The sequence below is a fragment of the Labilibaculum euxinicum genome (genome assembly GCF_963678175.1).
In the GTDB taxonomy this organism is placed as follows: domain Bacteria; phylum Bacteroidota; class Bacteroidia; order Bacteroidales; family Marinifilaceae; genus Labilibaculum; species Labilibaculum euxinus.
This window is the reverse complement of record NZ_OY782756.1, coordinates 343879-358192: the sequence shown is the minus strand read 5'-3', so window position 1 is coordinate 358192 and position 14314 is coordinate 343879. Positions and strand designations below refer to the sequence as shown.

Annotated in this window: 14 protein-coding genes; 5 read left to right on the top strand and 9 right to left on the bottom strand. The window is 34.6% G+C overall.

All coding sequences use genetic code 11. The features are described 5' to 3' along the window. Positions 1–72 precede the first annotated feature (72 nt). Together tyrS and ACY0M5_RS01615 are read left to right on the top strand one after the other, a co-directional pair. Positions 73–1365 (top strand): tyrosine--tRNA ligase, encoded by a 1293-nt coding sequence (gene tyrS / locus ACY0M5_RS01620; RefSeq protein WP_124993559.1) that lies wholly within the window; start codon positions 73–75, stop codon positions 1363–1365. A gap of 61 nt (positions 1366–1426) precedes the next feature. Further along, positions 1427–1873 (top strand): DUF4625 domain-containing protein, encoded by a 447-nt coding sequence (locus ACY0M5_RS01615; protein ID WP_124993558.1) that lies wholly within the window; start codon positions 1427–1429, stop codon positions 1871–1873. 47 nt (positions 1874–1920) lie between these two features. Here the strand turns inward: ACY0M5_RS01615 and ACY0M5_RS01610 are convergent, their stop codons facing one another. From ACY0M5_RS01610 to ACY0M5_RS01570, 9 genes are all read right to left on the bottom strand, one after another. Beyond that, positions 1921–3150 (bottom strand): PP2C family protein-serine/threonine phosphatase, encoded by a 1230-nt coding sequence (locus tag ACY0M5_RS01610; protein ID WP_461630590.1) that lies wholly within the window; start codon positions 3148–3150, stop codon positions 1921–1923. Between the two features lie 119 nt (positions 3151–3269). Then, positions 3270–3839 carry an elongation factor P gene (gene efp / locus ACY0M5_RS01605; protein ID WP_101310267.1) on the bottom strand — a complete coding sequence of 190 codons (570 nt, stop codon included), beginning with the start codon at positions 3837–3839 and terminating at the stop codon, positions 3270–3272. Between the two features lie 145 nt (positions 3840–3984). Then, positions 3985–4752 carry a DUF3108 domain-containing protein gene (locus tag ACY0M5_RS01600; RefSeq protein WP_156195464.1) on the bottom strand — a complete coding sequence of 256 codons (768 nt, stop codon included), beginning with the start codon at positions 4750–4752 and terminating at the stop codon, positions 3985–3987. 18 nt (positions 4753–4770) lie between these two features. Continuing rightward, a complete protein-coding gene (gene tsaB, locus ACY0M5_RS01595) occupies positions 4771–5484 on the bottom strand; it encodes a tRNA (adenosine(37)-N6)-threonylcarbamoyltransferase complex dimerization subunit type 1 TsaB (protein WP_124993555.1) in 714 nt (237 codons plus the stop codon). A 228-nt stretch (positions 5485–5712) separates the two neighbouring features. Next, positions 5713–7074, bottom strand: a complete 1362-nt coding sequence (locus tag ACY0M5_RS01590) for a TolC family protein (protein ID WP_124993554.1) — start codon at positions 7072–7074, stop codon at positions 5713–5715. A gap of 108 nt (positions 7075–7182) precedes the next feature. Further along, positions 7183–8301 carry an efflux RND transporter periplasmic adaptor subunit gene (locus ACY0M5_RS01585; protein WP_124993553.1) on the bottom strand — a complete coding sequence of 373 codons (1119 nt, stop codon included), beginning with the start codon at positions 8299–8301 and terminating at the stop codon, positions 7183–7185. 34 nt (positions 8302–8335) lie between these two features. Continuing rightward, on the bottom strand, positions 8336–9586 hold the full coding sequence (locus ACY0M5_RS01580; protein WP_124993552.1) for an ABC transporter permease: 1251 nt from the start codon (positions 9584–9586) through the stop codon (positions 8336–8338). 27 nt (positions 9587–9613) lie between these two features. Next, complete coding sequence (locus ACY0M5_RS01575; RefSeq protein WP_101310261.1) at positions 9614–10867, bottom strand: ABC transporter permease; 1254 nt, start codon at positions 10865–10867, stop codon at positions 9614–9616. Positions 10868–10903: 36 nt separating this feature from the next. Beyond that, the gene (locus ACY0M5_RS01570) at positions 10904–11620 is read right to left on the bottom strand and encodes an ABC transporter ATP-binding protein (RefSeq protein ID WP_461630589.1); all 717 of its coding nucleotides are present in this window, start codon (positions 11618–11620) and stop codon (positions 10904–10906) included. A gap of 417 nt (positions 11621–12037) precedes the next feature. Between ACY0M5_RS01570 and ACY0M5_RS01565 the strand changes: the two genes are divergently transcribed. The 3 genes from ACY0M5_RS01565 to ACY0M5_RS01555 all read left to right on the top strand — a co-directional run bounded on the left by ACY0M5_RS01565 (position 12038) and on the right by ACY0M5_RS01555 (position 14270). Next, a complete protein-coding gene (locus ACY0M5_RS01565; RefSeq protein ID WP_461630588.1) occupies positions 12038–13384 on the top strand; it encodes a deoxyguanosinetriphosphate triphosphohydrolase in 1347 nt (448 codons plus the stop codon). 47 nt (positions 13385–13431) lie between these two features. After that, positions 13432–13956 (top strand): hypothetical protein, encoded by a 525-nt coding sequence (locus ACY0M5_RS01560; RefSeq protein ID WP_461630587.1) that lies wholly within the window; start codon positions 13432–13434, stop codon positions 13954–13956. A 161-nt stretch (positions 13957–14117) separates the two neighbouring features. Beyond that, positions 14118–14270 carry a hypothetical protein gene (locus tag ACY0M5_RS01555; RefSeq protein ID WP_156195472.1) on the top strand — a complete coding sequence of 51 codons (153 nt, stop codon included), beginning with the start codon at positions 14118–14120 and terminating at the stop codon, positions 14268–14270. Positions 14271–14314 lie beyond the last annotated feature (44 nt).

Sequence of the window (14314 nt, the reverse complement as noted above, 5' to 3'; positions counted from 1 at the left end):
AAATTCTTATCTTTGCCATTCAAATAGAAAATTGATAATTAGATTCCTATCAGGAAATTAAATACAGAACAAATGAATTTTATAGAGGAACTCCAGTGGCGGGGCATGATTCACGATATGATGCCTGGAATAGAAGAACAACTTGCAAAAGAACTAACATCAGCTTATGTAGGAATTGATCCTACGGCAGATTCACTGCACATCGGACACCTTGTTGGTGTAATGATGTTAAAACATTTTCAGGTATCAGGGCACAAGCCAATTGTATTGGTAGGTGGAGCAACCGGCATGATCGGAGATCCTTCAGGGAAATCTCAGGAAAGAAATCTACTGGATGAAAAAACTCTTCGTCACAATCAGGAATGTTTGCGTGCGCAGCTTTCCAAGTTCATGGATTTTGATTCAGATGCCGCAAATGCTGCCGAAATGGTGAACAATTACGATTGGATGAAGGACTTTACCTTTCTTGATTTTATTCGTGATATTGGCAAACACCTTACTGTGAACTATATGATGAGTAAGGATTCTGTAAAGAAAAGATTAAGTGCTGATTCTAAAGCAGGAATGTCTTTTACCGAATTTACTTACCAATTAGTGCAGGGAACCGACTTTTTGGAACTTTACCGAACTAAGAACTGCAAATTGCAAATGGGTGGTTCCGATCAGTGGGGAAACATTACTACCGGAACAGAATTAATTCGCCGAAAAGAAAGTGGTACTGCTTTTGCGATAACTTGTCCGCTGATTACTAAAGCAGATGGTGGAAAGTTCGGAAAAACAGAATCAGGAAATATTTGGTTAGATCCTAAACGTACTTCGCCTTATAAATTCTACCAGTTTTGGTTGAATACCTCTGATGAAGATGCCGCGAAATACCTTAAAATATTCACACTTCTTCCGAAAGAAGAAATTTTTGCTCTGATAGAAGAACATCAGGAAGCTCCTCATATGAGAAAATTGCAACAGAGGTTGGCTAAAGAGGTAACTATCATGATTCACTCCGAAGAAGATTACAATACAGCAGTTGAAGCATCTCAAATTTTATTTGGAAAAGCCACAGCTGATGTTTTGAAAAAATTGGATGAAGAGACATTCTTATCAGTTTTTGAAGGAGTACCTCAATTTTCTGTTAGTAAGTCTGAATTTGACAATGGCATTGATGTTTTGGAATTATTGGCTGTTAAAACAGATGTATTTCCATCGAAAGGAGAATTAAGAAGACTTTTTAAAGGCAATGCAATCAGTATTAATAAGGAAAAAGTTGATAATCCGGAGATGTTAATTACAAAAGAACATTTAATTGCAGATAAATATTTTTTGGTTCAAAAAGGTAAAAAGAATTATTTCCTTGTAGTTGCTTGCTAGTTTGCTAGCTATCAACTATTTTTATTAGATAAAACTAAATCACAAACTAAAATCAGATTATATGAAATTCTTAAAGTATGCCCTTATCGTTCTTTTCTCAATAGGTATGATGAGTTGTGGCAGTAGTGGTGGTGATGACAAAGAAGATACTGTTGATCCTACAGTTACAATTGCTAGCCCAACAACAAGCACAGTAGTTACAGCAGGTTCAAATTTAAGTGTCAACTTTACTGCCACGGATAATGTTGCATTAGCATCTTATACTGTAACTGTATCGTATACTGGAGTTAAGTCTGCAAAAACTGTTGAAGAGTTTAGTTTTAATAGCCTTTCAGATACTGATGCTGCTGGCAATGCAGTACCTGCTATTTCCGGAGTATCAAAAGTAATTAGTTTTAATATAGCAACTCCTGATAATGCTAAGCCTGGAGCTTATAAGTTTTCTGTAACAGTTAAAGATACTGCTGGAAAATCAGTCTCAAAAGATATCGCTTTCGAAATACAATAAGGAAATCTTATTTAAATGTAAAAAGGACCGGCTAATGCCGGTCCTTTTTACATTTGTGTTGTTTTGAATTCAATGCCGAACAATGAGATATCATCTATTACGGCCTTATTCTTTTTTCCGATGTCAATGTGATGTATCAGATCTGCAAAGGTATCTGAAATATTTTTTTGTGTTGCGAACGTTTTGGTTAGGAACTGAACGCCTACTTCCATTTGATCATCTCTTTCCAGTTCTATTAATCCATCGGTATAGCAAAGCAGCTTTGAATGCTCATTAATTGTAATTTCTCCAATTGATATGGCTGGAATTTCATTAAGCATACCCAAACCAATACATCCTTTTTTTAGTGAGGTAGTTTCTCCATTTTCAAAATTATAAAGAAGAGGAGGGTGATGACTGGCATTCACATATTTTAATTTTCTTGTGGTGTAATTGTAAATCCCAACAAAAAAGGTCAGGAATTTCTCACTGCTTGAGTTGTCGCATACTTTTTGGTTCAATTGAATCATGAGTTCATCCAGCGGTGTTTCAGGCCGGAAAAGCGCCCGCAATGTAGCTTGAAAATTAGACATGATTAGGGCTGCCGGGATTCCTTTTCCTGAAACATCGCCAATGCAAAATCCCAATTCCTGATCGTTAAAGTTGATAAAATCATAATAATCGCCGCCAATTTCAAAGTGTGGCTGATAATATCCGCAGGTAGAAATATATTGATTTTGAGGTAAAGAGCTTTGATTGGGTATTAGAAGGCTTTGGATTTTTGAAGCCAATTCCATTTCCTTCTTAAAAGCTTCCTGAATCAATAATTGTTTGTACAGGCGTTTGTTCTCCATTGCCACAATAATAATATTGGAAATGGTTTGTATAAAGCTAAGGTGTTTGATTGCCGGGCTCATCCCTTCCATTTCTTCATCAATATCACCAATTAGGATGTATGCAAGAACCGAATTTTTGTGGATAACCGGAATAATAAAATCAAAAGACCAGAGTACTTCGGGTAAATCACGCGAGATATATGTGATTTCAGAAATACTGCTTAAGTGTTTTCCAATTTTGATCTTATCAATGCATTCTTTTGAAATACCGGATATCAATAATTTTTCCCAGTGAGAACTAAATATATAAACCGCAATTTTCCCAATCTTAAGATCATTAAATAAAATATTCTTATACTGCTGCAAAAGCTCATCAATTGATAAGTTTTCATTAATTGCCTGAGTAATTTTAAGGATTAGGTTTAGCTTAAATTTGCTGTTAACAGATTGTTGCTTGATCACGATAGGGGGGTTTATGTTCCATGCTAATTTAATAAATATCAAATCATCAGCCAATCGGAAATATGAAAAAAAAAAAGGATTCCATAAAGAATCCTTTTTTGATGATGAGTTTATAGGAATTATGCTTTTACACGCTCTGAATAAGAGTGATCGCGCGTGTCAATTTTAATTAAATCGCCTGTGTTGATAAATAAAGGTACCATTATGGTAGCACCACTTTCTACAGTTGCTGCTTTTAGCGATGAGGTCGATGAACTATCGCCTCTTAAACCAGGTTCTGTGTAAGTAACTTCCATAACAACATGAGCAGGAAGATCAACATACAATGGCGTTTCTGTGTCGGCGTGGAAAACCGCCTCAACCATTTCACCTTCTTTTAAAAGGTCAGCTGCGTTAAACAATTCTTCAGGTAAAACAATTTGTTCGTATGTTTCTGTATGCATCAAATTATATCCCATATCATCTTTATAAAGGAATTGATGAGGGCGTCTTTCAATACGGGCTATGTCAATTTTCACACCAGAGTTAAAAGTATTGTCAATAACTTTACCTGTTTTAACATTTTTAAGTTTTGTTCTAACAAAGGCAGGACCTTTACCTGGTTTTACGTGTTGGAATTGAACAATGGTATATAAATCTCCTTTATAGTGGATACACATTCCATTTTTAAAATCTGTAGTAGATGCCATGATATAATATTAAATTTTAATAATCATTTCTAAGAAAAGAAAAGTTTCGTTTTCTTTTGAGTTTTGCAAAAATAGGGTAAACAATTAATATTCTGAAATATTATAAGGCTTTGTTTGAAATAGATACCTTGGAAATGGCAAAAAATTAGTCGTTATCCAATAGTGAGTCATAGGAGAAATCTGAAAAATTCATCAAATCGCAACGCAATGAACCAATAAAAAGATCGAATTGTACGCGGACCGGAATCCGGTTTGCATCAGCAGATATCCAGATAGTCATATCATCTTCATCTTTAAATGCTCTGCCTGTTGCAACAATTGGTATGAACTTATAACAGTTCACATCTCCAATTTTGCTGTTAATTGTTTCATATCCCATGAATCGGAATTGAAGAAGAAACAATTCATCAGAGAAGTGAGTTTGAATCTTGACTACTTCTCCAACTTTTAAATTTGAATTGAAATGATTGGCTCTTGCAAAGTAAAAAGCCGATAAAATATCATGTGTTCCTGCTGGTACTTTATGAATTCCGGAACGTGTTGAGTTCACTTCATTCTTTTCCCGGTTAAAAACAATTTCAGTATATCTTTTGTAATTTCCTTCGCGAATATCTCTAATTGCTTTTACCGGCAACAGGGTTTCTGTATTAATAAAACTCTCGTATGTATCTTTTACTTTATACAGCGAATTGAATAATCCGATGGTTTTCCCAGTTAGAGTTGCATGATACAGATCTTTGCCATCTATTTTTTCACGTCTGATTTTTAGGCTTGCTTTTCCTCCTCGAATAATTCCATAATGTATAACATATCTTAGATTTTCCCCCTTTTCGGTATTCTTAATAGGTGAATCGGCCAGTAAAAGTGTATGGCTTAGAAAAATTAGAAGAATGCTAAGAGATAATTTATACATATGGATTATTGTTGATTCTTAATTAAAGATATTCTTTTTAGGAGTAGTTGCAACAAAATCTTTCAGATAAAAGGGTTCAAAATAAGCTACATCTTCAAATTCCTGATTCTGAAATTTTATTTCAGCCAGTTCTATCATTCCTACTGCCGATGGTGTTACATTATCAAGAAAGATGCCATTTTTACTTTTGATTACTTCTTTGCACTTTGAAGAGCCATCACCAAAGAAAATAATTTCTCTTTCCGAAAGTTCTTTCGAGTAGGAGTTTTCATCAATAATATCAGCAGAAATATCTCCGGCCAATTCATTTTTGCAATTGAAAAAGGCAGTGTAAACTTCCATTCTTCTTGCATCAATCATCGGACAGTAATAGGCTTTTTCAGGATTAGTCAATAGAGACGTAATTTCTTTATTCTCAAGTAATGGCTTTGTCATTGCCTGCAAAGTATTTATTGAGATTAGAGGCAGGTTAGCTCCGTAACAAATCCCTTTGGCTGTTGATACACCAATACGTAAGCCAGTATACGATCCAGGGCCCATACTAATAACAACACCGTCTAAATCGGTTGGAGTTAAATTATTCTCCTTTAAAATGTTTTGAATAAAAACGGTTAGGTGAGTTGCGTGTTTCATTCCTTCTTTCGTTTCTTTAAGAGCCAGTAAATCACCATCTTTCCCTAATGCAACAGAACAAACCGCTGTTGATGTTTCTATATGTAATAGTAATGCCATTTGATAAAATTTAAAATCAATGCAAAATAAAGGATAAAATACTAATTGTGAACGATAACAGTTCAAATAATATGACCAATGCACTATCCAAATTTATTAAAATGGGGAAATGATATGGTTTTAAAACAGTTCTATTACTAAGACAAATAACTAGAAGGAAACACTTACTTGATAAAAAAAACTCTCAACCCAAAATGGGCTGAGAGTTTTTTTGAATTTGAAACTTGATTATAAATTTATTTCGATTCCATTATAGAAATCAAGAATTTTGGTGCGGAATATGTATTCGTATTTCGCTTGCAGTAAATCCGATTTAGATTTGAAAAGATTGTTTTTTTCCTGATTGTAATCAACTGAATTTACCAAACCTAAGTTGAATTTCTCTTCAGTATAACGGAAGGCTTCTTCGGTTGAAGAAACTGCTGTTTCACTAGAGAAAAACTTTTTCATGGCAGCCTTTGCATTGGCATGTGCTTGTTGAATATCCTTTCTCAGTGCGTTTTTAGAGTTCTCCATATTCAATTTAGAACGGTCGATATTTACTTTTGCGTTGCTAATGTTTCGATTAACACTACCTCCGTTAAAAATTGGAATGCTTAAATTGAAACCAAAGCTTTTAGATTCAAACAATCTTAATTGATCGTTCAATTTCATTTCTTTTCTGATAATAATAGGGCTTCCGTCTGTGGCGAATCCATATTCAGGTTGATTTCTGCGATAACCCGAATTCCATGATCCTGACATTGATAAAGTTGGAGTACGTTGACCTTTAGCAATAATCAAACCTTTCTCAGAGCTTTCCAAACGGTATTGTGCCGCTTTCATTTCCGGACGGAAGGTTAATGCATTAATAAAAACTGATTCAGGATCAACCATTGATTTGGTTGCATTTAAAACAGGTAGTTCAGGTGTCTGGATATCAAAATTTTTCGTGTCTTCTAAGTCCAATAACTGAGCCAAATCGAGCAAAGCGATATCAAGAGAATTTTGTGCGTTAACTACAGCAAGATCTTCGCGTGCAGCCTGAGCTTTTTGTTCCATCAAAGTTCCTTTTGGTAAAGTTCCTGCTTCTACCAAAACTTCTGTTCTTTTAATCTGAAGCTCAGTAACTTTTAGTTGTTCCTGGGCAACTTGAAGAAGTTCTTTTTTAAATAAAATATCCAAATAGTAAGATGTGATATTTAGTGCTAAATCTTCTTTTGCTTTTTCAACATCCTGCAAATTTGCTTTAAGATCCAATTCGTTTTGTTTAACTGAATTCCATTTTTGAAAACCACTGAATAGAGTAACTCTGGAGGAAAGGCCAAGAGAACCAGTTTGACTGTTTTCGTTTACATAGGTATTGTCAGCGCTTAGCGAACGTCCATAGTTAAAGTTGTATCCTGTATTACCATTTAAGTCTGGTAAAAGATCCAATTTTGATTGTCTGGTATTGTTTGCCTGAACGTCAGCATCCAGTTTTTGTAACTTAAGGTTGATGTTATGTTCCTTTGCATGTGTTATGCATTTTTCCAGATTCCATAATTCCTGAGCATAAATACCAGAAAAGGAAAAGGCAAAAGCAAGGACAAGTAATAATATTTTTTTCATGTGTGTATGTATTTTTTTGATCCGACAAAACTAGTTCTTCCGTCATTAATTTAATAATGACAAATTAAAGATGCTTATTTAATCTTTCCACCGCAATGGAAATTTTTCCTAGTCTTTCTTCTCTTTTATTTCTTCAATTTTTTTCCTTTTTTCTCCTTTAAGCTTATCGTCTTTTGTAATGCCTTCTAAAACTTCAATGTTGATACCATCCGAAAGACCAGTTTTAATAAATCTCTTTTCGAACTTTTGCTCAGAAGTTTCTACCTCTACAAAAGTTGAATCATTTTTAAACTCTAAAAGACTTTCGTTTACAGCCAATACTTTTTCTCTTTTATCAAGTACAATTTCAGCATTAGCACTGTATCCCGAGCGAATAAAGAAGTCTTTTTTAAGCTTAACAGAGGCTTTTATTTCGAATTGAATGGCACCATTCTCTTCCACACCTTTTGGAGATATGTATTCCAGATGAGCGTCAAACTTCACATCTTCAATTGCACCAATTGTTAATTCAAGGTTCATTCCCTGAACAATTTTTCCAACTTCTGTTTCATCAACTTTACCTTGGAAAATCATTTCGCCCATGTCAGCAACAATAGCAACTGTGGTTCCATCATTAAAAGTATTGCTTTGAATTACTGAATTTCCTTCTTTTACCGGAATATCAAGTATCATTCCTTCAATTGTTGAACGAATAATGGTATTGGTAGCTTTTGCAGAACTTTTGGTTACACCTTCTTTAATCAACTGCAGATTATCTTTTGCTGATTGTAACTCTTCCTTAGAATTTCGGAAAGACAATTGTGTTTTTTGGAAATCAGATTCTGATATTACTTTCTTTTCAAACAAAGCTTTATCCCGCTGATAGTTAATTTCTTTATCCTCGTAATTAATTTGTGCAATTTTTACTCTCGATTCAGCACTATTCAAATTAATCATATCAGGAATGATCTTTATTTTAGCAATAGGATCACCTTTTTTAAGCATATCCCCGGCCTCAACATATAAAGTTTCAATAATTCCGGAAACTCCCTGAGGTTTAATTGCGATTTCTTTCCTTGGTACAACAGATCCGGTTGCAACCGTCTTTTTAATAATATCTGTTATTTCAGGTGATTTTGTGTTGTAAACCACAGGTTTATCCTGCGACTTTTGATATAGGAATACAATGGTTCCTACAAAAAGGAAGATAAAAAATACAACCAATACAATTCTAAAAACTTTTTTCATGACTAGTATTATTTTCGGATTATGAATTATTTTTTTATTCGTATCTCAATGCATCTACGGGTTTAATTCTGATGGCTCTTTGTGCTGGAAGCAACCCAGCCAAAACACCAAATAAAACCAAAACACCGAGTGCTATAAATGCAACATTTATATCAACATAAGGATTTAAAATCTGCGGGTTAGGATCACCTTCTGTCATTTTACCGATTCCTTCAACAATTAAAACACCTAAAACCAGTCCCCAGAATCCCGCAAAGGTGGTGAGGAAAACGGCTTCATTTATGATTTGACCAACAACTTCACGAGGACGTGCACCAATGGCACGTTTAATTCCTAATTCTTTTGTTCTTTCTTTTACAACTACATGCATAATATTGCTAACTCCAATAATACCGGTTAGAAGAACTCCAAAGCCTATCACCCAAAATAAGAATCCAATGCTGTTAAAAAGGCCGAATATTTTGTTGAACATCTTAGCAATATTAAAATTACCAATGGCTTGTCTGTCATCAGGATGAATGGAATGCCTTCTGGCCAGAATCTCAAATATTTTGTCTTCCAAGTCGGCAACAGATTCTCCAACCTTAGCCGTTGCTAAGAATACACGGAATTTGTCTCCTTGGTTATACAATTGCTGCAGGGTGGTAAATGGCATTTGAAGAACGTCATCGCGCATTCCCATATTTCGACTTAATGGTTTAATTGTACCAATAATTCTAAAATAAATTCCATTTACTTTAAGGTACTGACCAATTGGATCTTCATCTTTTTCGAACATTAGTTCCTGAACTCTTGGTCCAATCGTAATTACCTTTCGAAATTCTTTTAAATCATTCTGATTGATAAAACGACCGGCAGTAACTTCAACCGGGTTTACATTGTTCATTTCAGGTGAAGTCCCTTTGATTCTGAAATTTCCTTTTTTATCTTCCCGAAATGTATTGTTGGTGGCATTTCCGCTCCATCCATTTATATCAGGGGCAATATCCTGTAGCTCAGGTATCGATCTTTTAAGTACTTCCAAATCATCATTGGTAAACTGATACGATCTGTTTCGTGGCAAACCTTTATAAGCTTTGGTAGTTTTTTCTACCCAAAAAACTGTTGAATTTGTTGCGAAATTACCTAATGAGGATTGTATATTATTTTGAAAACCTCTTCCAATACCCAGTAAGGTTACCAGAATTAAGATTCCAAACATTACCCCGAGACCGGTAAGTATGGTCCGTAGTTTATTCTTTTTTAGTGCGGCAGTAATTTCCTGCCATTTATCCAAATCGAACATTAGCTGATCGTTTATTAGTCTGGTTTATTATTCGTCTCTTAAAGCTTCAATGGGTCTGATTGAAGCGGCTTTTCTTGCCGGGAAAAAACCCGCAAGAGCACCGGTTACAACCAAAACAATGGTTGCACCTATAGCTATTCCTAAATCAACTTGTGGATTTAAAAAGTAAATTGCTGCAGGTGGGTATATTTTGTTGATAAGATCAAATTTGGTGATTACTTCGAGTAAGCCTACCCCGGCAATTAGTCCGACATATCCCGAGGCTGCTGTTATAAATATTGCCTCCATTAATATCAGTCCAACTACGGAGCTTGGAGAGGCTCCAATTGCTTTTCGAATTCCGATTTCCTTGGTTCTTTCCTTAACAACAATCATCATAATATTAAAAACACCAATTACTCCTAATGCAATAGTGAAAATTCCAATAATCCATACAAACATTTCAATTGCGCTAAAAAGACCCGCAAATTGCTGAGAATTTTCGATGTTGTTCTGTATCCAAAGAGCATTCTTATCTTCTGGACTAAATTCATGTCGTTTAGCCATTTGGTAAGTAATAAATTGCTCAACTTTTTTACTCTCATCTACAGAAATATCGTTTAGTGTAAAAGATATTCTTTGAAGGTGATCGTTGTTGTTAAAAATATTTTGAGCAACAGTAATCGGGATGTAAATTTCTCTGGAATTATCATCGAAACTTGGCTGATTAAAAACACCAACTACCTTAAATTTGATGTTGTTGATATTAATTAATTTATTGATTGCCGTTTCTTTAGGGAAGAGAACCTCCTTAACAACATCCTGAATGGCAACAACTTTTCGGTTTTCCTTAATATCCTTTTCATTTAAAAATCGTCCTTCAAGTATTTCGAAATTTTTAATCTCTTTATAAGTTTCATGAACAGGAGACACATTAAAATTTCCGTAATTGTTTTTATAGGATATTATTTCAGCTCCGGGAATGTAAGACATTGCAGAAATTACATCCAATTTTTCAATTGATTTTTTAAACCCAAGATAGTCTTCATTAACCATTTGAATTCGTTTTCCTTCGGGAGTTCCTTTGTATGCTTTGGTTGTTCTGCCACCATATATTTGCATGCTGTTGGTTGCATCTTGTGCAAAAACTGAAGTCATTCCATTTCTAAGACCTCGTCCTGCACCCAAAAGAAAAATCAACATGAAAATTCCTGTTGCTACCGAAAAACCGGTCAGAACGGTTCTGGTTTTATTTTTACTAATGGTACTAAATATTTCTTGCCATTTATCTCTGTCGAACATAGCTTTATTCTAGGCGTTTAGGTTTAGATAGTTTGGTTATTCCTGAGGAATTCTGATAGTTTCCTTACTATTGATTTTATTATTCTCAATAATGGATTCGATTCTACCATCTTTTAGATTAATAATCCGATCTGTCATATGGGCGATATCATTTTCGTGTGTTACGATAATAACTGTGATTCCGGATTGATTAATTTCTTTTAAAAGATTCATCACTTCAACGGAGGTTGCAGAATCTAATGCACCAGTTGGTTCATCTGCTAAAATAATTTTTGGTTGTGTGATTATTGACCGGGCTATTGCAACTCTTTGCTTCTGACCACCTGAAAGCTCATTTGGCATGTGTTCAGCCCAATCTTTTAGTCCCATTTTATCCAGATATTCCAAAGCTGTTTTATTCCTCTTTTTTCTGGCAACCTTCTGGTAATACAATGGAAGTGCCACATTTTCCATGGCATTTTTAAAAGAGATCAGATTAAAGGACTGGAATACAAAACCGAGTAGATTGTTTCGAAGCTTAGCAGCTTTTGTTTCGCTCATGGATTTTATTTCTTGATTATTCAAAATGTATACTCCTTCATCATGATTGTCTAAAAGACCAAGTATATTAAGAAGCGTAGATTTACCTGACCCGGACGATCCCATTATTGAAACTAATTCGCCTTCTTTTATATGCAAATCAATCCCCTTTAAAACGTGAAGTTTATTAGTACCGGTAATATACGATTTGTGAATGTTTTGTAATCGAATCATAATAGCTGTTGGTATTAAAAATAAATCTGTATACAATATTAATGTTATTACATTTTATTGCAAACAAAATTAGACAAACATGTTTACCTATCGACAAACCAGCATTTATAACTGATAATGTCTTGTTTTAATCGATAAAATAACCAAAGAAAATATTCACCCCAAATTATTGTTAGTTTATCAATTGGTGTGCCATAGGGTTAATTGTGCTGATATTTAGATTTTTACATGTAAAATGGTTTGTGGAGATTTGTGTTTTGTGTCCACTTATATTACATTGAGTGTACGATAATGTACGGTAATTTTGGTATTATGTGAGTAATTTAGTGTGAGTTGTCTTAATAAATGTGAATAAATACCAAGGGATAAGAGCAAAGCCAAATATTAGTGTAATTTTAGGTTCTATAAATTGAAAAAATGAAGTGGAATAGCTTACTATCAGCAAAAAGGTTTGGTCAGGAAGACCAATTTTCTTCTGTTCAGCAGAAAGATATCAGATCTCAGTTTCAGCGCGATTATGATCGATTAATATTTTCATCCCCTTTTCGTCGCTTACAGAATAAAACACAGGTATTTCCGTTACCTGGAAGTATTTTTGTACACAACCGTTTAACTCACAGCCTTGAGGTTTCCAGCGTAGGACGATCATTGGGGAATGCGCTTGCCGACAAGCTTATTCAGCTTGATTTGGTTGATGAATCTCATTTAATTAAAGAAATTGGGAGTATTGTTGCCGGAGCGTGTTTGGCTCATGATTTGGGCAATCCACCATTTGGGCACTCGGGAGAGAAGGCATTATCTCATTTCTTTTCGGATGGGAAAGGGAAAAATTTGCAAGATAGATTTACTCAGAATGAGTGGCATGATTTGATCAACTTTGAAGGAAATGCAAATGCTTTGCGATTGTTAACCCATGCATTTCACGGAAGACGAAAGGGTGGTTTTGCATTAACTTATTCGAGTATTGCATCTATTGTTAAATATCCCTGGGAAAGTAATAAGATTGAGGTAGTAAAGAAAAAAAAATATGGTTTTTTTCAAGCTGAAAAGGCAGATTACCTTGTGATTGCCCAAGAACTGGGGATTCCTGAATTGTCATCAGGAATATTTGCCCGTTTCCCATTGGTTTACTTGGTTGAGGCTGCTGATGATATTTGCTATCAAATTATGGATATTGAAGATGCTCATAAGCTGAAGATACTAAGCACCGAAGAAACAAAGGATTTGTTGTTGAGTTTTTACCATCCGGACAAGGACAAAACTATTCTGAACCGAATTGATGAAACTTGTAAGGAGGTTACCGATATTAATGAGCAAATTGCATACATACGTGCAGGAGTTATTGGGAAATTAATTTCGGAATGTGTAGGTGTGTTTGTTGATCATTATGAATTAATAATGGAAGGTAAATTTCAATCAAGTCTAATTAAAGAGATCAATGAAATTTCGTTGTTTGCCTATAAAAAATGCACTCAGGTTGCTGTTTCACGAATCTATCGTCATCGTTCGGTTGTGGAAATAGAACTTGCCGGCTACAAAATTTTAGGAACTTTGCTCGATGAGTTTGTTACTGCCGTTTTGGAACCCGAAAATTTTTATTCCAAGAACCTGCTGTCATTAATTCCTGAGCAGTATAATTTGAACGGCGAATCAGACTACGGGAAAATTATGTCTGTTTTGGATTTTATTTCAGGAATGACAGATGTTTTTGCTTTGGATTTGTACCGAACCATAAAAGGGATAGAATTACCGGGAATTAATTGATTTTTTTCATAAAACTAGTATTCTAAAATTGGCTTAAAATGTATAAAATGAGAAAAATATTTGCTTTACTAGTGTTGTTTATTCTTGTTTCACCAGCAGTATTCGCGCAAGGCGATTGGGTGAAATCGGGATCGGAAAAATCGAAGATTAGCTTCGAATTGCCTGAAAAACCAGTTGTTCAAAATAAGGAGTTAAATGGAATAAAGATTGAGGTTTTCAGTTATAAAGATGCGGCAACGGTTTTTGGTGTTGTAGCTTCCGATTTTTCAGAGGTAGGTTTGGATTTTACTTATTCCGATCCCTCGGAATATTATCAGGAAATGAAAGAGGGGAGTTTGGTAACCGGAAATGCGATTTTAATTTCGGAAAATTCCGTAGCGTATCAGAAAATGTTAGGGAAGGAAATTGTTTATACACAATTGGTTGGTGAGCATGAGTATACCTACTACAAACGATTTTTCTTTCGTGGAAAGTTTATTTATCAGATCGCTATTGGCGGTCCTTCAAGAATGAAGCAGTTTTTAGTTGATAAAAAGAATCTCTTTTTTGATACCGTAGAGTTTAAAGATTAGTAAAATGAATCAGATTGTAATTTCACATTACGTAAGTGTGAACTGAAAATACGTTATTAGAAACTCATATTACGTAATTATTAAATTGCCCTGAATGGTCTTGATTTTGTCCTTTAATCCTCTTAATTTTATGTTATCAGAAAAATGATAATACTTGGATTATGAAGATTTTAAGAATGATTAAAGAGTTATTTTCTTTCTCGAGAGATGAGGATTTTGTTGTGGTTGATTTAACTACAAAAATGATTCAGTCGATGAATACTAAAGACTGGGGCAGATTGCAGAATAAGAAGAATTATATGGTGATAAAGTAATCTTTGAATTATTGCCGACTCTTTCTTTTATAAAACACAGCAAG

Bases quoted from the DNA above. Each gene is read 5' to 3' on its own strand.
- tyrS (WP_124993559.1), top strand. From the start codon at position 73: ATGAATTTTATAGAGGAACTCCAGTGGCGGGGCATGATTCACGATATG.
- ACY0M5_RS01615 (WP_124993558.1), top strand. From the start codon at position 1,427: ATGAAATTCTTAAAGTATGCCCTTATCGTTCTTTTCTCAATAGGTATG.
- efp (WP_101310267.1), bottom strand. From the start codon at position 3,839: ATGGCATCTACTACAGATTTTAAAAATGGAATGTGTATCCACTATAAA.
- ACY0M5_RS01600 (WP_156195464.1), bottom strand. From the start codon at position 4,752: ATGTATAAATTATCTCTTAGCATTCTTCTAATTTTTCTAAGCCATACA.
- tsaB (WP_124993555.1), bottom strand. From the start codon at position 5,484: ATGGCATTACTATTACATATAGAAACATCAACAGCGGTTTGTTCTGTT.
- ACY0M5_RS01590 (WP_124993554.1), bottom strand. From the start codon at position 7,074: ATGAAAAAAATATTATTACTTGTCCTTGCTTTTGCCTTTTCCTTTTCT.
- ACY0M5_RS01585 (WP_124993553.1), bottom strand. From the start codon at position 8,301: ATGAAAAAAGTTTTTAGAATTGTATTGGTTGTATTTTTTATCTTCCTT.
- ACY0M5_RS01580 (WP_124993552.1), bottom strand. From the start codon at position 9,586: ATGTTCGATTTGGATAAATGGCAGGAAATTACTGCCGCACTAAAAAAG.
- ACY0M5_RS01575 (WP_101310261.1), bottom strand. From the start codon at position 10,867: ATGTTCGACAGAGATAAATGGCAAGAAATATTTAGTACCATTAGTAAA.
- ACY0M5_RS01570 (WP_461630589.1), bottom strand. From the start codon at position 11,620: ATGATTCGATTACAAAACATTCACAAATCGTATATTACCGGTACTAAT.
- ACY0M5_RS01565 (WP_461630588.1), top strand. From the start codon at position 12,038: ATGAAGTGGAATAGCTTACTATCAGCAAAAAGGTTTGGTCAGGAAGAC.
- ACY0M5_RS01560 (WP_461630587.1), top strand. From the start codon at position 13,432: ATGAGAAAAATATTTGCTTTACTAGTGTTGTTTATTCTTGTTTCACCA.
- ACY0M5_RS01555 (WP_156195472.1), top strand. From the start codon at position 14,118: ATGAAGATTTTAAGAATGATTAAAGAGTTATTTTCTTTCTCGAGAGAT.